The organism is Actinoplanes cyaneus (assembly GCF_016862095.1).
GTDB classification, from domain to species: Bacteria; Actinomycetota; Actinomycetes; order Mycobacteriales; family Micromonosporaceae; genus Actinoplanes; species Actinoplanes cyaneus.
Genome location: NZ_BOMH01000051.1, coordinates 155,423 through 176,960, shown reverse-complemented (window position 1 = coordinate 176,960; position 21,538 = coordinate 155,423). Strand labels below are relative to the sequence as shown.

Annotated in this window: 16 protein-coding genes and 1 riboswitch; of the genes, 5 read left to right on the top strand and 11 right to left on the bottom strand. The window is 70.9% G+C overall.

Annotated features, from left to right (window positions below; translation table 11 throughout):
• Positions 1 to 392: 392 nt before the first annotated feature.
• Entirely contained in the window at positions 393 to 2,048 is a 1,656-nt protein-coding gene (locus Acy02nite_RS33040) for a sulfatase-like hydrolase/transferase (protein WP_203749430.1), read from the bottom strand.
• A gap of 107 nt (positions 2,049 to 2,155) precedes the next feature.
• On the opposite strand from Acy02nite_RS33040, the gene Acy02nite_RS33035 reads away from it, so the two are divergent.
• From Acy02nite_RS33035 to Acy02nite_RS33025, 3 genes are read left to right on the top strand one after another with little or no spacing between them, the layout of a single operon-like run.
• Positions 2,156 to 2,770, top strand: a complete 615-nt coding sequence (locus Acy02nite_RS33035; protein ID WP_203749427.1) for a TetR/AcrR family transcriptional regulator — start codon at positions 2,156 to 2,158, stop codon at positions 2,768 to 2,770.
• Positions 2,764 to 4,500: an ABC transporter ATP-binding protein gene (locus tag Acy02nite_RS33030; RefSeq protein ID WP_203749424.1), complete on the top strand. Its 1,737-nt coding sequence runs from the start codon at positions 2,764 to 2,766 to the stop codon at positions 4,498 to 4,500. Before Acy02nite_RS33035 ends, Acy02nite_RS33030 begins: the two co-directional genes overlap by 7 nt.
• A 55-nt stretch (positions 4,501 to 4,555) precedes the next feature.
• Positions 4,556 to 6,532, top strand: coding sequence for an ABC transporter ATP-binding protein (locus Acy02nite_RS33025; protein ID WP_275407305.1), 1,977 nt, complete (start codon positions 4,556 to 4,558; stop codon positions 6,530 to 6,532).
• A gap of 66 nt (positions 6,533 to 6,598) precedes the next feature.
• Here Acy02nite_RS33025 and Acy02nite_RS33020 read toward each other — a convergent pair whose 3' ends face one another.
• The 7 genes from Acy02nite_RS33020 to Acy02nite_RS32990 form a co-directional block, all read right to left on the bottom strand.
• Positions 6,599 to 9,793, bottom strand: coding sequence for a Calx-beta domain-containing protein (locus Acy02nite_RS33020; RefSeq protein WP_203749421.1), 3,195 nt, complete (start codon positions 9,791 to 9,793; stop codon positions 6,599 to 6,601).
• A gap of 138 nt (positions 9,794 to 9,931) precedes the next feature.
• Positions 9,932 to 10,010, bottom strand: a riboswitch (cyclic di-GMP riboswitch).
• An 835-nt stretch (positions 10,011 to 10,845) separates the two neighbouring features.
• Positions 10,846 to 11,463, bottom strand: a complete 618-nt coding sequence (locus Acy02nite_RS33015) for a response regulator (protein WP_203749418.1) — start codon at positions 11,461 to 11,463, stop codon at positions 10,846 to 10,848.
• Entirely contained in the window at positions 11,460 to 12,596 is a 1,137-nt protein-coding gene (locus Acy02nite_RS33010; RefSeq protein ID WP_203749415.1) for a sensor histidine kinase, read from the bottom strand. Before Acy02nite_RS33010 ends, Acy02nite_RS33015 begins: the two co-directional genes overlap by 4 nt.
• A complete protein-coding gene (locus Acy02nite_RS33005) occupies positions 12,593 to 13,408 on the bottom strand; it encodes an ABC transporter permease (RefSeq protein ID WP_203749412.1) in 816 nt (271 codons plus the stop codon). The genes Acy02nite_RS33010 and Acy02nite_RS33005 overlap by 4 nt, the downstream gene beginning before the upstream one ends.
• A complete protein-coding gene (locus Acy02nite_RS33000) occupies positions 13,405 to 14,241 on the bottom strand; it encodes an ABC transporter ATP-binding protein (protein WP_203749409.1) in 837 nt (278 codons plus the stop codon). The genes Acy02nite_RS33005 and Acy02nite_RS33000 overlap by 4 nt, the downstream gene beginning before the upstream one ends.
• An 89-nt stretch (positions 14,242 to 14,330) precedes the next feature.
• On the bottom strand, positions 14,331 to 15,092 hold the full coding sequence (locus Acy02nite_RS32995; protein ID WP_203749406.1) for an ABC transporter permease: 762 nt from the start codon (positions 15,090 to 15,092) through the stop codon (positions 14,331 to 14,333).
• Complete coding sequence (locus tag Acy02nite_RS32990; protein ID WP_239175431.1) at positions 15,089 to 16,009, bottom strand: ABC transporter ATP-binding protein; 921 nt, start codon at positions 16,007 to 16,009, stop codon at positions 15,089 to 15,091. The genes Acy02nite_RS32995 and Acy02nite_RS32990 overlap by 4 nt, the downstream gene beginning before the upstream one ends.
• Before the next feature lie 360 nt (positions 16,010 to 16,369).
• Here Acy02nite_RS32990 and rnhA point away from each other — a divergent pair, with 360 nt between their 5' ends.
• Positions 16,370 to 16,843 (top strand): ribonuclease HI, encoded by a 474-nt coding sequence (gene rnhA, locus Acy02nite_RS32985; protein WP_203749400.1) that lies wholly within the window; start codon positions 16,370 to 16,372, stop codon positions 16,841 to 16,843.
• Here the strand turns inward: rnhA and Acy02nite_RS32980 are convergent.
• Positions 16,826 to 17,233: a MarR family winged helix-turn-helix transcriptional regulator gene (locus Acy02nite_RS32980; RefSeq protein WP_203749382.1), complete on the bottom strand. Its 408-nt coding sequence runs from the start codon at positions 17,231 to 17,233 to the stop codon at positions 16,826 to 16,828. The genes rnhA and Acy02nite_RS32980 overlap by 18 nt on opposite strands.
• 61 nt (positions 17,234 to 17,294) lie before the next feature.
• On the opposite strand from Acy02nite_RS32980, the gene Acy02nite_RS32975 reads away from it, so the two are divergent.
• Positions 17,295 to 17,879: a TIGR03086 family metal-binding protein gene (locus tag Acy02nite_RS32975; RefSeq protein ID WP_203749380.1), complete on the top strand. Its 585-nt coding sequence runs from the start codon at positions 17,295 to 17,297 to the stop codon at positions 17,877 to 17,879.
• 55 nt (positions 17,880 to 17,934) lie between these two features.
• Here the strand turns inward: Acy02nite_RS32975 and Acy02nite_RS32970 are convergent, their stop codons facing one another.
• Together Acy02nite_RS32970 and Acy02nite_RS32965 are read right to left on the bottom strand one after the other, a co-directional pair.
• Positions 17,935 to 18,717 (bottom strand): hypothetical protein, encoded by a 783-nt coding sequence (locus tag Acy02nite_RS32970; RefSeq protein WP_203749377.1) that lies wholly within the window; start codon positions 18,715 to 18,717, stop codon positions 17,935 to 17,937.
• Positions 18,718 to 18,780: 63 nt separating this feature from the next.
• Positions 18,781 to 21,519 carry an ATP-binding protein gene (locus Acy02nite_RS32965; RefSeq protein WP_203749374.1) on the bottom strand — a complete coding sequence of 913 codons (2,739 nt, stop codon included), beginning with the start codon at positions 21,517 to 21,519 and terminating at the stop codon, positions 18,781 to 18,783.
• Between the last annotated feature and the right edge of the window lie 19 nt (positions 21,520 to 21,538).

The following is a 21,538-nucleotide window of genomic DNA, read 5'->3' as shown; positions in this document are numbered from 1 at the left end:
CCCCCCAGCCACTCCGCGGGTCCGCCCCCAGCCGCGGTCACCCTCCCGGCTGGTGCTCATGGCTGTTATGAGGCACGAATAACGACCATGAGCACCAGCCGGGAAGAGGGGGCGCGATGCGGGCGTGTCCACCGTCTTCATCGCGGGCTTCGACGGGCGGGACCTCTCTGGCCGGCTGGAGGTGCGAACAGGTCTGCTGCTGTGACCGCGCCCCGCCACGGAGATCGCCCTTGCGGGCGTCGCGTTCTGGGCCGGTCACGGCCCTGCGAGGCCCGGAAGGGTCCCCGCGGGAGCAGCGGAGAAGGACCACAGCGGACGCAGGCAATGAGGAACTTGATGTTGATCTTCAAGGTCCCTTTGCCCGCCGGGGATCGGAAGCGGACGGGGAGCGGTCAGTGCGGGTCGCCCTCCGGGCCGAAGGCCGCCAGGAAGCGGTCACGGAAGGTGTTCATCGGCCAGACCGGGGCGTTCGGGGCGGGCTTGACGCTGCTGGTCCAGCCCCACGACGTGATGCGGTCGAAGACCTTGGGGTCCTTGGCGACGATCGTGATCGGGACGTCGTGGGTGGCGTTCTGGCCGACGACGACCGGGGCCGGCTGGTGGTCCCCGAGGAAGACCATGACCAGATTGTCGTCACCGTAGGTGGTGGCCCAGTCGATCAGGCTGTCCACCGAGTAGGCGATCGAGCGGGCGTACTCGGTCTTGATCTTCGAGTCGTCCTTCCAGACCTCCTTCGGGTTGGTGGTCCTGGCCTGCGGGCCGTAGACGCTGCCGTCGCCGAGCTGGTCCCAGTCGAGCATGGTCGGGACCGGCGCCCACGGGGTGTGGCTGGAGGTCAGGGTGATCTCGGCGAGCAGCGGGCCACGGCCGGGCTTGCCGTACTCGAACTTCTGGAACTGCGACAAGGCGTACTGATCGGGCATCGGGGACCAGCTGAACTGCGGGCCGTGATAGTTGAGCGCGGCCTTGTCGTAGACCTGGTCGTAACCGTAGAACTGACCCTCCGGCCAGGCGTAGATGACGCCCGGCTCGACGCCGACCGTGCGGTACCCGGCGGTCCTGAACGTCTTGGTCAGCGTCAGCCGGTCGGTCGCCATCAGGCTGCGATAACGCGACTCGTTGTTGACCCACATCCCGGACAGGAACGTCGAGTGGGCCAGCCAGCTGCCGCCGCCGGCCGTGGACGACGTGAGGAAACCGCTGCGGGCGGCGAATCCGGCCTCAGCCAGCTTCTGGTCGCCACCGGCCAGGGCGGTCAGCACCGAGCCGTTGAAGGCCGGGTTCTCCACGGCGTCGCGCCCGTAGCTCTCGATGAACGAGATGACCACGTCCTTGCCGCGCAGCGCGGTGAGCAGCTGACTGCCCGGACGGTCCCGGTACGCGTCGTTCAGCGCCTCCTGCGTGAACTTCCGCTTGTCGGCGAGATCCTTGGGCAGCGCCAGCGCGGTGTCCTGGGCCAGGTCGGCGGCGGCGTGCGCGGCGACCGGGATGCCGCCGATCAGCTGGGTGCTCCCGAGGAACAGCGCGACCCAGGCGGCCGTCGCGGTGCCCAGACCGCTCCAGGCGACGCGGCGGTGGCCGACGGCGACCGCGGTCAGGCGCGCCATCGCCCAGGTCATGCCGGCGACCAGCAGGACGACGAGCAGGATCGCGCCGGCCGCGACACCGGCCGCGCCCGCGCGGCCGATCGAGTCGCCGAGGAAGTTGTAGCCGTCGTCGAAGAGCGTCCAGTCCAGGACCGGGTCGAAGCGGCGGGCCAGCACCCAGAAGAAGCCGATGTCGATGAGCTTGACCACGGTGAGCGCACCGAGCAGGATGCCGAGACCGGCGGCGAGCCAGCGACGGCCCCGCTGGGGTGTGAGCAGCAGGACCGCGCCGGCGATCAGCCCCTCGACCGGGATCCGCGCGAGGGCGGTGTACCAGTGGTTGCCCGGGGGCAGCCGGGTGATCTGGTCCGGCAGGATCAGCGCGAGGAAGACGAGGACTGCGGCGAAACCCGTGGTCACGTGGCGAATGACCCGGCGGTACGGCTTGCTTGGTTGGCTCACGTTCTCTTGATACGCCCCCGTGTCGTTTCCGGTTCGACGAGGGGGCTGGGAACACCCATGACAAAAGTCAGTGGATGAGTGAGCGCTCGCTCATTAGGCTGTGCGCCGTGGAGAACAGACGCAGACGACAACCGGCGCTCGCGCCGGACGAGCGGCGGGCCGCGCTGATCGCGGCGACCATCCCGCTGCTGCACGAGCACGGTGTCGAGGTGAGCACCCGGCAGATCGCGCACGCCGCCGGGGTCGCCGAGGGCACCATCTTCGGCGTCTTCCAGAACAAGAACGAGCTGGTGGTCTGCTCGGTGGTCCAGGCGCTCGACCCGCAGCCGACCCTGGACGCGCTGGCCGCGATCGACCCCGCGGCCGGCCTGCGGGCCCGGTTGCTGCGGGCGGCCGAGATCGTGCATGCCCGGTTCACCGAGAACGCGAGCCTCATGCACTCCGCGCGACGCCTGATCATCACGGGTGAGAGCAGCCCTGAGGCGCGCGAGCGGATGACCTCGACCCGCGGCGAGCTGATGACGGCCGTGACCGCGGTGCTCGAGCCGGACGCGGCGCGGCTGCGGGTCCCGCCGGCCAAGGCGGCCCGGTTACTCCTGCTCTACTGCGGCGCGAACACGTTCGGGCCGTTCGGCGACAGCGAGCAGTTCAGTGGTGCCGAGCTGGCGTCCCTGCTGCTCGACGGCATCCTTCTAGATTCGGGGGAGCAAGCGAAGTGTTGATGAAGTTGCTTCGCGTGCACCTGCGGCCGTACTGGAACACGATCGGTCTGATCGTGCTCTTCCAGTTCCTGCAGACGCTCGCGACGCTCTACCTACCGACGTTGAACGCCGACATCATCGACAAGGGTGTCATCACCGGCGACACCGGCTATGTGATGCAGGTCGGCGGCTGGATGCTCGCGATCACCGTGCTGCAGATCGCGGCGCAGATCGTCGCGGTGTACTTCGGCGCGCGCACCGCCATGGCGGTCGGCCGGGACGTGCGGGACTCGATCTTCAGCCGGGTGCAGACGTTCTCGGCGCGCGAGGTCGGCCAGTTCGGCGCCCCGTCGCTGATCACCCGGACCACCAACGACGTGCAGCAGATCCAGATGCTGGTGCTGCTCACGTTCACGCTGATGGTCTCGGCGCCGATCATGTGCGTCGGCGGCATCGTGCTGGCGCTGCGTCAGGACGTGCCGCTCTCCTCGCTGCTGCTGGTGATCATCCCGATTCTCATCGGCGTGGTCGCCCTGATCATCAGCCGGATGCGCCCGCTGTTCCGCAGCCTGCAGGTCAAGCTGGACCGGGTCAACCAGGTGATGCGCGAGCAGATCACCGGCATCCGGGTGATCCGGGCGTTCGTCCGCGACGACCGGGAGAAGGCGCGCTACGAGGTCGCCAACGACGACCTGACCCAGGTCTCGCTGAAGGCCGGCAAGATCATGGCGCTGATGTTCCCGACCGTGATGCTGATCGTGAACCTGTCCAGCATCGCCGTGCTCTGGTTCGGCGGGCACCGGATCGACGGCGGCCACATGCAGGTCGGCGCGCTCACCGCGTTCCTCAGCTACCTGATGCAGATCCTGATGTCGATCATGATGGCCACCTTCATGTTCATCATGATCCCGCGCGCCGAGGTCTGCGCCGAGCGCATCCAGGAGGTGACCGGGACCGACACCTCGGTGACGCCGCCCGCGGCGCCGGTCACCGAGGTGACCAGGCACGGCGAGTTGGAACTCAGGTCCGTCAGCTTCCGCTATCCCGGGGCTGAGGCCGCTGTGCTCTCCGGCGTACGTCTTGTCGCCCGGCCCCGGGAGGTCACGGCGATCATCGGGTCCACCGGCAGCGGCAAGACCACCCTGCTCAACCTGGTCCCCCGGCTGTTCGACGTGAGCGAGGGCGAGGTGCTGGTCGACGGCGTGGACGTGCGCGAGCTCGACCCGGGGCTGCTGTCCCGGCTGGTCGGGATCGTGCCCCAGCGGCCGTACCTGTTCACCGGCACGATCGCGACCAACCTGCGCTACGGCAACCCGGACGCCACCGACGAACAGCTCTGGGAAGCGCTGGAGATCGCCCAGGCCAAGGGGTTCGTCGAGGCGATGGAGGGCCGGCTCGACGCCCCGATCGCGCAGGGCGGCACCAATGTCTCCGGCGGTCAGCGGCAGCGCCTGGCGATCGCCCGCGCGCTGGTGCACCGGCCGGAGATCTACCTGTTCGACGACTCCTTCTCCGCCCTGGACTACGCCACGGACGCGGCGCTGCGGGCGGCGCTCACCGAGTACATCGCGGACGCGACGGTGGTGATCGTGGCGCAGCGGGTCAGCACCATCCGGGACGCCGACCGGATCGTCGTGCTCGACGACGGCCGCGTGGTCGGGACCGGGACACACGAGGAACTGATGGACGGCAATCCGACGTACCGGGAAATCGTTCTTTCTCAGCTCACCGAGCAGGAGGCCGCGGCGTGATCGACTGCACCGCAGCGAAGCAAGGGCCGGGAGAGCGCGCCAAGGGAGGCACAGCATGACCGCGCCCAGCAGGCCGCCGGCGCGGCCGATGGGTGGCCCGCCGGCCGCCCGGATGATGATGGGGGCCGGCGGCCCGCCGGAGAAGCTGCAGGACTTCAAGGGCTCGACCATCCGGCTGCTGAAGATGCTCGCGCCGCAGCGGATGCTGGTCGGGCTGGTCCTGGTCTTCGGGATCGCCTCGGTCTTCCTGTCCGTGCTCGGCCCGCGGCTGCTGGGCCACGCCACCGACGTCATCTTCGACGGCGTCGTCGGCCGCAAGCTCGGCGAGTCGCTGCCGCCCGGCGTCACCAAGGAACAGGCCATCGAGCTGCTGCGCCAGAACGGCGACACCAAGATGGCCGACCTGCTGGCCGGCATGAACAACGTGGTCATCGGCCAGGGCATCGACTTCGACCGGCTGATGCAGGTGCTGGCCGGGGTGGTCGTGGTCTACGTGTTCGCCTGGGTGTTCGGCGTGTTCCAGGGCCGGATCACCGCGCGCGTCGTGCAGACCGCCGTCTTCGACCTGCGCAACCAGGTGGAGGCGAAACTGTCCCGGCTGCCACTGTCGTACTTCGACAAGCAGGCGCGCGGCGAGGTCCTGAGCCGGGCCACCAACGACACCGACAACATCGCGCAGACCCTGCAGCAGACGCTCGCCCAGCTCATCACCGCGCTGCTGACGGTTGTGGGCGTACTGGGGATGATGTTCTGGATCTCGCCGCTCCTGGCGTTGATCGCGCTGGTCACCATCCCGGTGTCGTTCCTGCTGACCAAGGCGATCGGCAAGCGGGCGCAACCGCAGTTCGTCGCCCAGTGGAAGACCACCGGCCAGCTCAACGGGCACATCGAGGAGATGTTCACCGGGCACTCGCTGGTCAAGGTCTTCGGCCGGCAGCACGAGGCCGAGGAGACCTTCCGCGAGCACAACGACAAGCTGTTCGCGTCCAGTTTCCGCGCGCAGTTCATCTCCGGCCTGATCCAGCCGGCCATGATGTTCATCAGCAACGTCAACTACGTGCTGGTCGCGGTCGTCGGCGCGCTGCGGGTGACCTCCGGGTCGCTGTCCCTCGGCGACGTGCAGGCGTTCATCCAGTACTCGCGGCAGTTCAGCCAGCCGCTGACCCAGGTGGCCAGCATGGCGAACCTCGTACAGTCCGGAGTGGCGTCCGCCGAGCGGGTGTTCGCGCTGCTCGACGCGCCCGAACAGACGCCGGACCCGGATCCCCGGGAGATGCCGCCGGTGCAGGGGCGGATCGCGTTCGAGAACGTGTCGTTCCGCTACACCCCGGACAAGCCGCTGATCGAGAACCTGTCGCTCTCGGTCGAGCCGGGGCAGACCGTCGCCATTGTCGGGCCGACGGGGGCCGGCAAGACGACGCTCGTCAACCTGCTGATGCGGTTCTACGACGTGACCGGCGGGCGGATCACGCTCGACGGGGTGGACATCGCCACGATGCCGAGGGAGCAACTGCGCGAGCAGATCGGGATGGTGCTCCAGGACACGTGGCTGTTCGGGGGGACGATCGCGGAGAACCTCGCGTACGGGGCGGACTCCCACGATCAGGAAGCCGTCGTCCGGGCAGCCGAGGCGGCACACGTCGACGGATTCGTGCGCATGCTCCCCGACGGTTACGACACGAAGATCGACGACGAGGGGTCGAACGTCAGCGCCGGCCAGAAACAGCTGATCACGATCGCGCGGGCGTTCCTCGCCGAGCCGAGCATCCTGATCCTCGACGAGGCGACCAGCTCCGTCGACACCCGGACCGAGGTACTGATCCAGCGGGCCATGAACACGCTGCGGACCGGGCGGACCAGCTTCGTGATCGCGCACCGGCTCAGCACCATCCGGGACGCGGACCTGATCCTGGTCATGGAGAACGGGACGATCGTGGAGCAGGGGACGCACGGCCAGCTGATCGCGGCGGAGGGGGCGTACGCGCGGTTGTACTCGGCGCAGTTCGCCTCGGCCGTCGCCGAAGTGGACTGACGCCGCACACAAGGGAACGGGGGCGGCCTCTGCAGGCCGCCCCCGTTGTTTCGGGTCAGGTGGTGCTTACTTGATGGTGATGGTCTTCGTGGCGGAGTAGCCGGCGTTGATGCCCAGGCCGGTGTTGCCGGAGACCAGGGCGCGCAGCGTCAGCTTCGTGCCCGACTTGAAGCTCCAGGTGCCCTTGTAGCCGCTCGCGGTGGTCTTGCCGGAGGCGACCGTCACCCACTTGGTGCCGCTCTTGCGCTGGACGGTGACCGTCTGGCCGGAGGCCTTCGGGTTGCCGCCGACCGTGGCGGTGAGCTTGCCCTTGCTGGTCGACACGGTGAGCGACGGCGACTGGGTCAGCTTGACGACCCGGACCGAGGTGGTGCCGGCGTTGGTCGCCGTGTAGAACGCCCACCCCGTGCTGACCGACCGCGTGAACCGGTAGTTGCCCGCCGTGTCGGCCTTGACCGAGACGAGCTTCTTCAGGTCCTTCTTGTCGGTCTCGGGCAGTGCCGCACCGAAGAGCCAGACCTCGGCGCCCGGAGCGGCCTTGCCGGAGAGGACCACCGAGCCGGCGCCCTTCGCCGGGCCGGTCACCGTCAGGGTCGGCACCACCGGCGCCGTCGTGTCGTCCGACTTGATCGTGACGGTGGAGTCCCCGCCGAGCACCTGCACGCCCAGCGGCTGCGGAGCGCCGAGCCGGACGTTGAACGTCTCGTCGGACTCCATCTCCGGGTCGTTGATGACCGGCACCTTGATGGTGGTGTGCATGGTGCCCGGCGGCACCGACAGAACACCCTTGGGGACCGCCGTGTAGTCCCGGCCGGCCTTGGCCGTGCCGTCCGTCGTGTAGTACGGGATCGTCAGGGTCTGCACGCTCGACGTGGCGTCGCCGGTGAAGGTCAGGTCGACCGGCACCTCGGCGTTGCCGTCCTTCTCGTTGACCGTGACGTCACCGATGGCGACCGCCGGCGGCGAGTCCAGCGGGTCGTCGGCGATCTTGTAGGTGCCGATGGCCGGAGTGAAGCCGGTCGGCACGCCGGTGGTCTCGTTCGCCGTGACGGTGAAGCCCTCGGTCGGTTCGTCGATCTGGTCGTCCAGAGCCGAGAACGTCCAGGAGTAGGCGCCGTTGATGTCGACCAGCGGACCGGTCACCCCGCGACCGACGGTGATCGTGTTGTTCGACGCGAAGTTGGCCGGCGGATTGAAGTCCGTGCCGTTGACGGCCGGGTCCTTCTCGGTGCCGCCCACGGTGAGGCCCAGGGTGTACGGGTACTCGGAGACCCCGACGATCTTGCCGGTGACCGCGAGGGCCTGCCCCTCGGTCACGGTGGCCGGGGTGAAGGTGAGCGTCGGCTGGGCGTCGTCGTTACCGACGGTGATCTTCGCGACGTGCTTGACGTACGGCGTGTTGGTCGCCGTCACGTCCGTGCTGGCCGTGGTGAACGCGACGCTGAACATCTGGTCACGTTCGTAGACCGTGTCACCGGTGATCGGGATGTTGAACTCCCCGGTCGTCTCCCCCGCCTTGATCGTCGCGGTGGCAACGGTGGGCTCGGTGTAGTCGTTGTCGCCGGCCAGGCTGCCACCGGTCACCGCGGTGTCCGCCGTGAAGATCGTGGTGAACACGGTGTCCGTCGGCGCGGGGCCGCTCAGCGAGATCGGGACCTTCGCCATCGTGGTGCCGCTGTTGCCTTCGGTGACCGAGGCGTCCCCCACGTTGAAGGTCGGCTTCGCGTCCGCCTCGCCGCTCTCGGAGAGGCTGATCGCGATGTCGCCGGCGTTCCGGATCGTGGAGGTCGTGCTCGACAACGTGATGGACAGGCCCTCGGTGCCTTCCAGGACCTTGTCACCGAGAACGGTGAGCGGGATGTCCTTGGTCCAGGTCCCCGTGGCGGTGTTGGCCGGGATGGTGAAGCTGCCCTCGCCGGCCCGGTAGTCGGTCCCCGCCTTCGCGGTGCCGTCCTTCGTCTTCCAGTCGATCTTGACCGGGGTCGGGTACGTGGCGCTGGTGACCGTCACCGCGATCTTGCGGACGTTCTCCCCCGAGTCGCCCTCCGCAACCGTGGTGGGCGTGAGGGTGACCACCGGACCGGCCGTCGACGCGTCGTCGTCGTTGATGACGCCCGTCGCGCTCGACGCCGCCGGGTCCAGCGTGGCGCCGGCGGTGGTGTCGACCAGACGTGCCCGGACGTTCTCCGGCCCCTCGAAGTCGGAGTCGCCCAGCGTGGTGAGGCTGCCCGTGGCGGTCGTCGTGTACTGCGCGACGCTCACCCGGCCCGCGCCGGTTCCCGCGGTCACCTGGGTGTAGTCGGTGTCGGCCAGCGTGGCCGGGTTCGAGTCGGCGAGCTGGGTGCCGTCCACGGACTCCCAGTCCACGGTCACCGTCTTCTCCGACGGAGCGGAGAGGGTCAGCGGGAACTTGAGCACGCCGGCCTCGGTCGCCGCGGGCGCATTGCCGATCTTCACCGACGGGGCCGAGTCGTCGTCGGTGATGGCCACCTCGAGCGGCGTCGCGTTGGTCGCGGCGCCGAGCGGAGTGCTCGCCTGCTGCACGTAGAAGTACTGGGTGTCCACCTCGTCGAGCGCGTCGTCGTAGAGGTCGACGGAGGTGGTGCCGGTGTAGGCGTAGGCCGGGATCGTAATCGAGGCCCCGGCCGGCAACGCCGTGTAGTCGCGGAGCGTGTCACCGGTGGACCGCGCCTGCAGGGTTGGGGTGCCGGACCGCGCGGAGGCCACGGCGGTGGCCACCGGGATGGTGACCGGGTGCGGCATCGCGGTGGCGAGCGTCGCGGTGACCGTGATCTTCTGCTGCGAGGTGCCGCCGCCGGAGCTGACAGCGGTCTCCGCCGTCGCGTCCGTCGGCCCGGTCAGCGTGTAGGCCGGGTAGGCGGAGGCGGCCCAGATGCTGCCGGTCGCGTTCTTCGTGCCGCCGTTGGTGTCCGTGACGACGAGGCTGAAGTCCTCGTCCGCGACGTCGGCGTCGGCGGCCGTCGTGAAGCTCACGGTCGCGGTGTTGACGCCACCCGTGGAGGTGCCCGGGAAGGTGACGGAGGTCAGACTCGGGTCACTGTCGAAGTCCACCCCAGCGGGGTTGCTCTCACCGTCCGCCGACCCGTCCGCCCCGGCGAACGTGAAGTCACCCGGGGCCTCACCGGTGTACTTGACCGTGAAGGTGACCCTGCCACCCTCCCAGTTGCCCGCGTCGGCGACGGTGATGTCCGCGACGGAGGAGTTGTTGGCGGCGTAGGCGGGGGCGGCCGGAACGAGCATCGCCGGGACGAGGCCGGCGGCGGAAGCTGCGACGGTCGCCAGGACTGTCCGGACCCGTGCTCGTCCCCAGAAAGTGAACGGCACTCGCTCGTACGGCGCCGTTGGGATTGGTCGGTGACGCATTCTCTTCCTGTCTCCTTCGGCGGCTGGGCAACCTCCAGCGGGGAGGCCCCTGGCTTTGCTTCCTCGTCACCCGACGAGGCTGCCTGTTCGATACCGCACCTTGGGGCGGTCGGGGCGCCGGCGAAACCGGCCCTCAGCAGCGCAAACACGGGACTGTCGAGCCACGTGAGGCGGAGCCACCCGTAATCTAACCGGCATAACGGGCTCTTTTTGGCGGAACGCCTTTTTCCGGTCAACAAACCGGTAAGCGATCACCTGACCTCGACGGAGTCGGACGGCTAGGTGCCGGCGAGCACTCCGAGGGCGCGCGCCGACGGGGTGACTGCCCGGCAGGTGAACGTCCTTGAGCTGCGACAACAGACGAATCCCGGTAATTATGGACGCCCGCCCGAGCGCATATCCGGCTATTGGCGGTTTCCCGCGGGCACGTCCCGGCCGCCGCAATTCACGATCAAAGTCTTCATTGCCCATCTCCGCTGTGGTCCGGATCGTCGCTCCCGCGGGGACCCTTGCGGGCTTCGCAGGGCCGTGGCCGGCCCAGAACGCGAAACCCGGAAGGGCGACCTCCGCGGGTAGTCCCGGTCAGAGCACAACCCGAGCACCCGCCCGCAGGGGCGGACGTCCGTGAGCGGGCCGACCCCGAGCACACGCGAGGCCGTCGCTGGTCACCCCGCCGCGCGGCGCAAGGCTTCGGCTGGTGCTCATGGTCGTTATGAGGAACGAATAACGACCATGAGCACCAGCCGGGAACCGCGACCGCGCCGCATGCCCGGCCTGGATGCCACCCCGCGCCCCGGAAACCACTCGCGCCGGAACGATCTCGGACCATTTCGCGCCCGACGCCATCTGGCGCCCCGGCCCCGGCGTCAACTCCCCTGCCCGCGTGGTCCAGGGCCGCGTGACGCAAAGCCGCCGGCCGGGACGTGGGGTCAGAGGAGGTCGTGGCGCATGGCGGTGGTGACGGCGGCGGTGCGGTCGGCGACGTCGAGCTTGTTGAAGACGCGCAGGAGGTGGGTCTTGACGGTCGCCTCCGAGATGAACAGGCGCCTGCCGATCTCCGCGTTGGTCAGCCCCGCCGCGACCAGCTTCAGCACCTCGGTCTCGCGCGCCGACAACGCCGGCGGGGCGGGACTGCGCACCTGACGGACCAGGGTCGACGCCACGCTGGGCGCGAGCACCGTCTCACCGCGCGCGGCGGCCCGCACGGCGTCGGCGAGTTCGGCCGGGGACGCGTCCTTGAGCAGGTACCCGCTGGCCCCGGCCTCGATGGCACGCAGGATGTCGCGGTCCGACTCGTACGTCGTCAGCACCATGACCTTGATGTCCCGGTCCGCCGCGAGGATCCGCCCGGTCGCCTCGACACCGTCCCCGCCGGGCATCCGCAGGTCCATGAGCACGATGTCGGGCCGTTCCCGCAGGGCGATCTCGGCTCCTTCCGCGCCGTCGGACGCCTCGCCGATGACGGTCAGGTCGGGTTCGGCGTCGAGCATGCCGCGCAACCCCATTCGTACCACCGGATGATCGTCGACGAGCAGAATCCGGATCACGCGGGAACCTCCAGTTCGATCGTCGTGCCGGTGTCCGGGTCACTGCGGACGGTCAGCGTGCCGCCGACCTGCTCGGCCCGTTGACGCATCCCCCGCAGCCCGAACCCGCCAGGGCCGGCCGGGTCGAAGCCACACCCGTCGTCGCGCACGGCGATCCGCACCGACCCGGGAGCGTACGCGAGCAGCACCGCCACCTCGTTCGCGCGAGCGTGCCGCCGTACGTTGGTCAGCGCCTCCTGAGTGGCCCGGAGCAGCACCACCTCGGCGGGTGTCGGCAGGTCACGCGACTCACCGGTGACCCGGAACCCGGCCTGGACACCGGTCTCCTCGGTGAAACGGGACGCTTGACGACGTACCGAGTCGAGCAGTCCCGAAGCCAGAGCGGAGGGTGACAGGGCAGCGACGATGGCCCGGCTCTCGGCCAGGTTCTCCTTCGCGGTGCGGACCGCGAGGGCCAGGCGCTCGTCGCGCAGCTCCGGATCGGACGCCTGGATGAGCGTGATGATGCTGGTGAAGCCCTGTGCCAAGGTGTCGTGGATCTCGCCGGCGAGGCGGGTGCGCTCGGCGGTGACGCCGGCCTCGTGGGAGAGGCGGGCCAGCTGGGCGCGGGTCGCCTCCAGCTCGGCGATCAGGGCCGCCCGCCCCTTGCTCTGCTCGATCACTCGGATGATCCACAGGCCGAGCCAGATCCCGGACGCCGCGGAGATCAACGAGATCATCAGGTCGCGCTTGGCGTCACCCTGGCCGGTGACCACGTCGACCACCGTCGGGACCAGCGTGACCAGCAGAACCGCACCGATCGCGAGCCGCACCGGGGCGAGCTGGAAGGTCAGCGGGACCACCGCGAACAGCAGCCAGGACGCCATCGGCACGGTCGACGCGGCCACCAGGAACAGCGCCATCTGCCCGGCGAGCACGGTGATCGGAAGCGGGCCTTCGGGGCCACGTACCGCCCGCCAGCCGATCGTGGCGTGCACGATCATCATCCCCGCGATCGCGCCGGCCGCGATCAGCTCCCGGGCGGCCGACTCGCCCGATCCGAACAGCGCGACCGCGTTGGCGGCCGCGACCACGAAGAAGTAGACGTCCCACCAGCGTGAATACGCGACGTAGTCGGCCTCCGAGTCGGTCATCGATCCTTGTCGCTCCACCGGAAGGTCGCCAGGCACAGCACCAATCCGATCACACACCACACGCCGAGCACCAACGCCGTCCGGCCGAGCTCCCAGGCCCCCGCGGCTTCCATGGATTTCATGGAGTCCGGGAGGAAGACGTACCGGAAGCCCTGGCCCATCCATTTGACCGGGAAGAGCGACGCCACGGTGATCAGCCAGGACGGCAGCTGGGTGATCGGGTGGATGAAGATGCCGGAGATGAACTGCAGCGCCACGACCGGCACGTTCAGGATCGCGCCGGCGCTGCGGGCACGCTTGACGATCGCGCTGACCGCCACGCCCAGCAGCGAGCAGGTGAGCACCGAGAGGAGCATCAGCCAGGCGAAGGTGAGCCAGTGGCTCGCGTCCGGCAGCGGCATGTCGAAGACCAGCACGCCGACCAGGATGATCAGCGCCGCCTCGGCGATGCTCAACGTCAAAACCAGGATCGCCTTGCCCATCAGGTACGCCGTGACGGGCAACGGCGTGCCGTGGAGGCGTTTGAGGGTGCCGTCCTCCCGGTCGAGCGCCAGCCCCGAGCCCATCGTCACGAAACCGGTGGTCAGGACGCCGTAGGCCAGCATGCTCGCCGCGTAGACCTGACTCGCGCTGACCCCCGTCTCGTCGTAGGAGTCCCCGAAGATCGTCCCGAACAGCAGCAGGAGCATCGCCGGGAACAGGAACGTGAACACCATCGCCGTCCGGTCCCGGAAGAACTGCAGCACCTCGATCCGGCCGCGGCTCAGGCTCATCGCCGCCGTGCTCACGTTCGCGCTGGTGGTGACGGTCATCGCTGCGCTCCGATCAGGGTCAGGTAGATGTCTTCGAGGGTCGGCCGGGTGACCGTGAGGGTGCGCAGATCGGTGCCGTCCGTGGCCAGCTTGCGGAGCAACTCGCTCGGGTCGGCCGGCTGCTCGGTACGGAGGTGCCCGTTCTCCTGCCACGAGACCTTGGAGCCGGCCGCGGCCCGCCCGCCGAGCGTCGCCGGGGTGCCCTCGGCGACGATCCGCCCGTCCGCGAGCACCGCGAGCCGGTCCGCGAGCGCTTCGGCCTCGTCCAGGTAGTGCGTGGTCAGCAGGATCGTGGTGCCCTCGCCCGCGAGGGTCCGGATCAGGTCCCAGAACTGGCGGCGCGCCTCCGGGTCGAACCCGGTCGTCGGCTCGTCCAGGAAGAGCAGCTCGGGCCGCCCGACGATGCCCAGCGCCACGTCCACCCGCCGGCGCTGACCACCGGAGAGCGTGCGGATCTTGGCGTTCCGCTTGGCGGTCAGGCCGACCAGCTCGACCACCTCGTCGACCGCCCGCGGCCCGGGGTAGAACCCGCCCACGTGCCGCACCATCTCGGCCACGGTCAGGTCGGCCGCGTCGTCGGTGTTCTGCAGCACGATGCCGATCCGGCTGCGCCAGGCCTGCCCGGCCGTTCCCGGGTCCTCGCCGAGCACCCGGACGTCCCCGCCGTCACGCCGCCGATGCCCTTCCAGGATCTCGACGCTCGTGGTCTTGCCCGCGCCGTTCGGCCCAAGCATCGCGAAGATCTCACCGCGGGCCACGGTCAGGTCGATCCCGCGTACCGCTTCCTTGTCCTTGTATGTCTTGCGAAGTGCGGTTACCTCGATGGCTTCCATACCGGGAATCGTGCCGCCCGGGCATGCTCGCCCGGGACGACCGCGCGACCGTCATCGGTTGTCCACCGATCGATGGACACGCCGGGCCTTTACTCCCAGCGGAACTTGCGGGCCGCCAGGGTCAGCCAGACGACCGCCCACGTGCCGAGCGCCAGCCAGATCGACAGGGGAATGCCCGTCCCGTTCATCAGCGTGTCGCGCAGCGCCTGCGCGTGCGCGGCCAGCGGCAGCAGGAACCAGCCGGCCGTCCCCAGATCCGGCGCGGCGAACATGATCCCGCCGACCGCGAGCATCACCACGTAGATCAGCGTGGCCGCGCCGGTCGTCGTCTCCGGCTTCAGGACGCTGGCCAGGAGCAGGGCCAGCCCGCTGTACCCCGCGGCGGCCAGCACTGTCACCCCGGCCGCCGGGAGGATGTCGCCGAACTGCGGGCGCCACCCGACGAGCACCGCGACCAGCCCCAGGAAGATCACCTGCAGGACGATCTGCACCAGGATCGCCGCCGTCTTGGCGAGCAGCAGCCCGGGCCGGGTCAGCGGCGAGGCGCCGAGGCGTTTGAGCACGCCGTAGCTGCGCTCGTAGCCGGTGGTGATCGCCTGACCGGTGAACGCCGTCGACATCACGGTCAGCGCGAGCACGCCAGGGACGACGAACCCGAGCCGGTCGTCGGTCGGCAGGTTCGTCGCGTGGGTCAGGCCGGCGCCGAGCAGGACCAGCAGCGGAACGCCCATCGCCAGCACCACCGCCTCACCGCGACGGGCCGTGAGCAGCAACTCCATGCGGATCTGCCGGCCGATGATCGTGCGCATCGGGGCGCGCCCGGGTGCCGGGGTGAAGGTTCCGGCGCTCATTTGATGGCTCCTACGGCAACGCCGTGCTGGCGGGTCAGGGAAAGGTAGACGTCCTCGAGCGTGCGGCGGCGGCTGCTCACCGCGGTGACGTGCGCGTCCGCGGCGGCGAACCAGGCCAGCACGTCGGCCAGGGCGTGGGTGTCGAGCGCGCCGGTGATCGCATACTCCCCCGGGGAGGTCTCGGTGACCTCGTGCCGCGCCTTCAGCGGGGCCAGCTCCAGGCCCGGGTCGGCGCGGACCTCCAGCAGGTCGATGCCGGCCGCCGCGGTCAGCTCGGCCGGCGTTCCGGTCGCCGCGACCTCGCCGGACCGCATGATCACCACGTCGTCGGCCAGGCGCTCGGCCTCGTCGAGCAGGTGCGTGGTGAGCAGGACGGAGACGCCGTCGGAGCGCAATTCCTCGATCAGCTGCCAGGTGGTGTGGCGGGCCTCGGTGTCCATGCCGGCGGTCGGCTCGTCCAGGAAGACCAGCTCGGGGCGGCCGACCAGGGCCACCGCGAGGCTCAGGCGCTGCTGCTCGCCGCCGGAGAGACGACGGAACCGGGTCTTCTCCACCTTCCGCAGGCCGAGCCGGTCGAGCAGCATGTCCGGGTCGAGCGGGTGCGCGGCGAACGACGCGAACAGGCGCAGGATCTCCCCGGCCGCGGCCCACGGGTAGACACCGCCGGACTGCAGCATGATGCCCAGGCGGGGCATCAGCGCGTCGTGCTCGGCGACCGGGTCCAGGCCCAGGACGCGGACCGTGCCGCCGTCCGGTTTCCGGAACCCCTCGCAGACCTGCAGCAGGCTCGTCTTGCCGGCGCCGTTGTGCCCGAGCAGGGCGAGCACCCGCCCGCGTGGGGCGCGCAGCGACACCCCCTTGACGGCTGTCGTGTCGCCGTAGCGCACCACGACGTCTCCTACCTCAACCGCGGCCACGTCGCCACCCACCATGAGCTCCGCCCATTCGATCCGCCTCCGGCCACGATACGGCTGTCCCGGGCGGGGCCCGCCCCGGGCGGTCCGTGGATGGTCTCCCTCACTCCGGGCCGCGCCGGGTTCCGGCTGGTGGTGCGTGCGTGGTCGCGCCGGTGGTGTATTCGGGCGGCTGCGCCCGTGAGGGAGGCGATCACGCTTGCCGTACGGGTGAGCGCGTCGCGCGCGGACACGCGGCGCGGACATGCGCGTCGGGTGCGCGGGCGCGGGCCCGGGCGCGTCGGGCGCGGGCAGGCGCGGGCGGTCGTCGGGCAGGCGGTTGCGGGTGCTGTGCGGGGTGGCGCTTTCGGTAGGGTTCGCGGCATGGGTGAGCAGAGCCGCGTCGTCGAGATCTACACCGACGGGGCCTGTGCGCCGAATCCCGGTCCCGGCGGCTGGGGCGCGGTCCTGCGCTGGGGCAGCTCGGAGAAGGATCTGTGCGGCGGCGAGGCCACGTCGACGACGAACAACCGGATGGAGCTGATGGCGCCGATCCGGGCCCTGGAGACGCTGAAGCGGGCGCCGCTGGTCGTCGACATCTACACCGACAGCGTCTATGTGCGGGACGGGATCACGAAGTGGATCCCGCGCTGGCGCGCCAACGGCTGGCAGACCTCGGGCCGCCAGCCGGTCAAGAACGTGGACCTCTGGCAGCGTCTCGACGAGGCTGTCCGCCGGCACGAGGTCCGGTGGCACTGGGTGAAGGGTCACGCCGGCCACCCGGAGAACGAGCGCGCCGACCGGCTGGCCGCCCGGGGACTCCAGGAAGCGGTCGCCCAGTCAGCCGGCCAGCGCTGACAGCGTCCGGAGGAAGGCGTCCCGGTCGCTCGCGGGCAACTCCGCCATCAGCCGGTCCTCGGCGTCCCGGATCTCCGCCTGCACGGCCCGGTGCAGCTCGCGACCGCTGCCGGTCAGCCCGAGCAGGCGCGCCCGCCGGTCGCCGGGATCCGGCTCGCGGGTGATCAGCCCACGGTCCTGCAGGTCGTCGAGGACCGGAATGAGTCGCGTCTTGTCGGCCCCGATGCTCGTGGCGAGCGCCGCCTGGGTCCGCACCTCACCGCCGGCGAGGCCGTTCAGCACGACATAGGCCCACATCGACACCCCGTGCCGAGCCAGAATCGGCTGCTCCATGGCGATCAGCCGCCGCCCGAGCCGGGCCGCCAGCGCGCCGAGATCATCCCTAGCCATCCGAGCAGCCTGTCATGCCCGCACCCTTGACCAATCATATACATGAGCCCATGATAAGCGTATGCATACTATTTCTGGGAACGTCCACGCGGCCGCGGTCCGTGCCACGGTCGGACTCGTCGACCAGGCCACCGTCGCCGACCTGACCCGCCCGACCCCGTGCGCCGGCTGGGACCTCGGCGACCTGCTCGCGCACATGACCGCCCAGCACCGGGGGTTCGCCGCCGCGGTGCACGGTCACGGCCGCGACCCGGCCGTCTGGGAGCCGGTTCGTCCCGGAGACGACTTCCGGGAGGAGTACGCCGAAGCCGCGGCCACCGTCGTGGAGGCGTTCGCCGCGCCCGGCGCTCTCGCCCGAGAAGTCCAGCTGCCGGAGCTGAGCGCGGACCGCACGTTCCCCGGCCGGCTGGCGCTCTCCTTCCACCTGGTCGATTACGTGGTGCACGGCTGGGACGTCGCCACGACGCTGTCGCTCCCGTTCGACCTCCCCGACGATGTGCTGGCCGCCGCTCTCCCGATCGCCCGCGCGGTCCCCGACGGGGAGGCACGGCTGAGTCCGGGCGCGGCCTTCGCCCCGGCCCGTGCGGTCCCGCCGGGCGCCGGCCCACTGGCGGAAGTTCTCCTGCGACTGGGCCGGCAGCCCTGAGTCAGACCGGCCACGACAGGTGGGCGGACCACCCGGGCATCGGCCACGCCTGCCTTCACTGGCCGCGCGGCCGCGGCACCGGGGGATCGGCCGGGTCGCTGGGCGGCAGCACCTTCGCCCGCGCCACCCGATCCGGGGCGAGCTTGTAGGTCGCGGCCCGCACGAGCTCGTCGGGCACGGTGTGCCGCCCCGCGCTCTCCGGTTCCGCCGAATGCCGCGGCCGGGGCGCCGGACCAGCGGGTGGCTCGGCAACAGCGCACGGCTCCGCAACAGCCCGCGGCTCGGGAACAGCGCGGGGCTCCGCAACAGCGCGCGGCTCGGCAACAGCGCACGGCTCGGGAACAGCGGGCGGCGCCGGGGCGGCGATCGGCTCGGTCTCGCCCGACCAGTACGGATCCGGCAGCGACGAATAGTGCACCCCACCCTGCGCCGCGGGCGCCGGCAGCCCGGGCACCACGTGCGGCGCCGGCGCCGGGAATCCGACGGGCGGCGGCACCGGGGCGACGCTGACGCTCTCCGGCTCGGGTTCGGGCGCCGCCACGTTCGGAGCGGGAGCGGACGCGGCTTCACCCGTTCGGGGTTCACCCTCACCGGTCACCGCCGGGGACTCGCCGACCACGGCCGAGGCCCGCACGGCCGCCCGCCGCCGTGGCCCGGCCACCCGGGCGGCGAGGCTGAACACGCTGCGGGCGGCATGGTCGTAGCCGTCGCGGTACGCCTCTTCCCGCTCCTCCCCGCTCATCCGCCGCTCGTGCAGCCGCCCCAGCGCGTACCCGGCACAGCTCAGGAAGAGGCTGAGCAGGACGAGCAGGACGACGGAGTTCCCCGGTGCACTCATGCGCAGATTGTGCCGAGCCGGATAGACCGTGAGCTATGGCCCTTTTGACTTACCACGATGGAATTAGCTCGAAGGCTCAACCGTTGCGAGCCACCCGGCGATCTGCGTACGCCGCCCCACCCCCAGCTTGGTCCGGATGTGTTCCACGTGCGCCGCCACCGTCCGCGGCGAGATCACCAGCGTTCCCGCGATCTCCCGATCGGTCCGCCCGGACGCGACGAGCCGGGCCACCTCGAGTTCCCGCGCCGTGAGCGGTGAGGAGTCCGCCCGGGCCGACGGTGTCCCGGCGAGCCACGCCGCGGGCAGCGCCCCGAAGGCGTCCCGGGCCGCCGCCACGAATCCCGCCGCTTCCCCGGGCCGGCGCGACCGGTGGGCACATCGCGCCTGGTCGAGCAGCACCGCGGTGCCCTCCCAGAAGCGCCGCCGCCCGGTCCAGAACGACGCCGCCGCGGCCAGCAGCGGGCGCGCTCTGCCGGTCTGCCCCTCGGCGAGGTGGATGATCCCCCAGGCGTGGTCGATGGCGCCCAGCGTGCCCGGGATCGCCCGCTCCCGGAGCAGCTCCGACACCCGGGTCACCCATTCCCGCGCCCGCGTGGGCCCGCTGCCGGCGAGGTACGCACGGGCGCCCGTCACGACGTACGGGAAAAGGTAGGAAGCGTCCTTGATCTCGGCCGACGCCGCCCAGCCCTTCTCGCACCAGGTGATCGCCGCGCCGGCGTCCCCGGCGAGCAGCGCCAGCTCGGCGAGACCCCACCAGGCCGGCGAGACGCGCTGCAGCTCACGCATGGCTCCGCCGAGCTCGGCGGCCTCGGTCAGGGCGGCTCTCGCCGCTTCCGGGTCACTGACGAGGGCCGCATATCCCAGTACGTGCAATGCCGTGATCCGGGTCGTGATCCCGCCCCGCCCGTCGGCGAGCGCGGCCCGCGCCTGTGCGGACGCCCCGGCGAAGTCCCCGGTCGCCCAGCTGACGTGCGCGAGGTGCGCGGCCATGTAGTGCCGGTCGTTGAAGCGCTCGACCCGCTCGGCGTAGGCGATGCCGGCGGTCAGCCAGCGGTGCGCCCGCTCGTATTCGACGAGCACCGACATCGACGAGCCGAGCATCCGGTACGCCCGGGCCGCCTGCCGTTCGAGGTTCGCCGCCGTGGCCCGCGCGATCACGTCTTCCAGCAGCTCACCGCCCTCGTCGAGCCGTCCCAGGAAGAGCAGCACGGACCCGACCGTGGCGTCCAGGTCCAGGTCCGGGGTCTCGCCGTAGAGCCGCCGGGCCTCGGATCCGTCCGCCAGCGCCTCGGCGAGCCGCCGGTCCAGCATGTACGCCGCCGCCAGCGCGGCATGCAGACTGGCGAGTGTCACGCCGGTGGCGAGCGGGATCCCGGCGCGGAGGGCGGCGACCCGCTGCTCGAGCCGGTCGCCGAGCAGATGCCGCACCGCGACCCACCCCGGCAGCAGCGCCGCCGCCGCATCCGGGTCCCCGGCCGCGAGGAGCAGGTCGTGGGCCTGCGAGTACGCCCGGTCGGCGCCGGCGTTGTCGTCGATCGCGGCGAGTTCCGCGGCGAACGCGGCCAGCAGCGGCGCCCGGTCGGTCCCGGGTTCCGCGGTGCGCAGCGCCCGCCGGTAGAGGTCGGCCGCCTCCTGGTGCGCGGAGAGCGCGACGGCTTCGGCGGCCGCGCTCACGGCGTACGGGAAAGCCTCTCGCGGTCGTTGTGCCCGCTCGAACTGATCGCTGACGAACGCGGCCGCGAACCCGGCCGCCGCGGCCGCCTCGGCAGCCTTGCCGTGCAGCTCACGACGCCGCAGCGGATCGAGGTCGGTGTAGAGCGCGTCCCGGATCAGCGCGTGCCGGAAGTCGTAGGCCAGGCCGTCCCCGCGAGGCTGCAGGAAGAACCGTTCGCCGAGCTCACGCAGCGCCGCGTCGATCATCGCCGGGGCGAGTCCGGTGATCGCCACCAGCAGGTCCAGGTCGAACGAGCGCCCGAGCACCGAGGCGGCCCCGGCCAGTTCCCGGGCCTGTGGGCCGAGCTGCTCGGCGCGCAGCAGCACGGCGTCCGCCAGGGTGTCCGGCACCCCGTCGGGCGCGGCCAGGAACTCCTCGACGTGCAGCGGGATCCCGTCGCTGCGGTCGAACACCGCGGAGATCCGCGCCGGGACCGCGCCGGTGATCGCCGCCGCGAGCGCCGCGGTGTCCTCGCGTCCCAGCCGCGGCAGCCGGATCTCCTCGGCGTTGCGCTGGGTGAGCAGGCGGGTGCGCCACATCCGCATCGGCACCCGCGGGTACAGCTCGTCGCTGCGGAACGTCCCGATCAGCAGGATCGGCAGCGTGTGGGCCCGCAGCGCCAGGCGGGCGAGCACGTCCAGGGTCAGGTCGTCGGCCCAGTGCAGATCCTCCAGGGTGATCAGCATCGGACGCGGGCACGCGGCGACCCGCTCGATCATCTCGGTCAGGTCGGCGACGAGCAGCCGCCGGTGCCGGTCCGGGTCGCCCTCCGCCCCCTCGCGCAGCCGCTCCATGATCCGCTCGCCGGTCCCCGCGGTCGCCGGGTCCCGCCGCAGGCCGGCGCCGAGGTCGGTGAGCAGACCGGCGGCCACTTCGGCGGCACCGGGCGCGGTGGCCGCGGCGATCACCGCGAAGCCCGCCCCGGTGGCCCGCCGGGTGATCTCCCGGAGCAGGCGGGTCTTGCCGATGCCGGCCTCACCGGCGAGGAGCAGCAACTCGCCGCGGCACTGGGCGGCTTCGGTCAGTCGCCGGTCGGCGAGGTCGAGCAGGTCGTGGCGTCCGATCAGGACGGGACTGCTGAGAGTCACAGCGGAACTTTAGGAGCCG

What these genes read in the sequence shown, in the direction of transcription:
- Acy02nite_RS33010 (WP_203749415.1), bottom strand. Translation starts at nt 12,596, where the DNA reads ATGACCGACTCGGAGGCCGACTACGTCGCGTATTCACGCTGGTGGGAC.
- Acy02nite_RS33000 (WP_203749409.1), bottom strand. Translation starts at nt 14,241, where the DNA reads ATGGAAGCCATCGAGGTAACCGCACTTCGCAAGACATACAAGGACAAG.
- Acy02nite_RS32995 (WP_203749406.1), bottom strand. Translation starts at nt 15,092, where the DNA reads ATGAGCGCCGGAACCTTCACCCCGGCACCCGGGCGCGCCCCGATGCGC.
- Acy02nite_RS33005 (WP_203749412.1), bottom strand. Translation starts at nt 13,408, where the DNA reads ATGACCGTCACCACCAGCGCGAACGTGAGCACGGCGGCGATGAGCCTG.
- Acy02nite_RS33020 (WP_203749421.1), bottom strand. Translation starts at nt 9,793, where the DNA reads ATGCTCGTTCCGGCCGCCCCCGCCTACGCCGCCAACAACTCCTCCGTC.
- Acy02nite_RS32975 (WP_203749380.1), top strand. Translation starts at nt 17,295, where the DNA reads ATGCATACTATTTCTGGGAACGTCCACGCGGCCGCGGTCCGTGCCACG.
- Acy02nite_RS33025 (WP_275407305.1), top strand. Translation starts at nt 4,556, where the DNA reads ATGACCGCGCCCAGCAGGCCGCCGGCGCGGCCGATGGGTGGCCCGCCG.
- rnhA (WP_203749400.1), top strand. Translation starts at nt 16,370, where the DNA reads ATGGGTGAGCAGAGCCGCGTCGTCGAGATCTACACCGACGGGGCCTGT.
- Acy02nite_RS32980 (WP_203749382.1), bottom strand. Translation starts at nt 17,233, where the DNA reads ATGGCTAGGGATGATCTCGGCGCGCTGGCGGCCCGGCTCGGGCGGCGG.
- Acy02nite_RS32970 (WP_203749377.1), bottom strand. Translation starts at nt 18,717, where the DNA reads ATGAGTGCACCGGGGAACTCCGTCGTCCTGCTCGTCCTGCTCAGCCTC.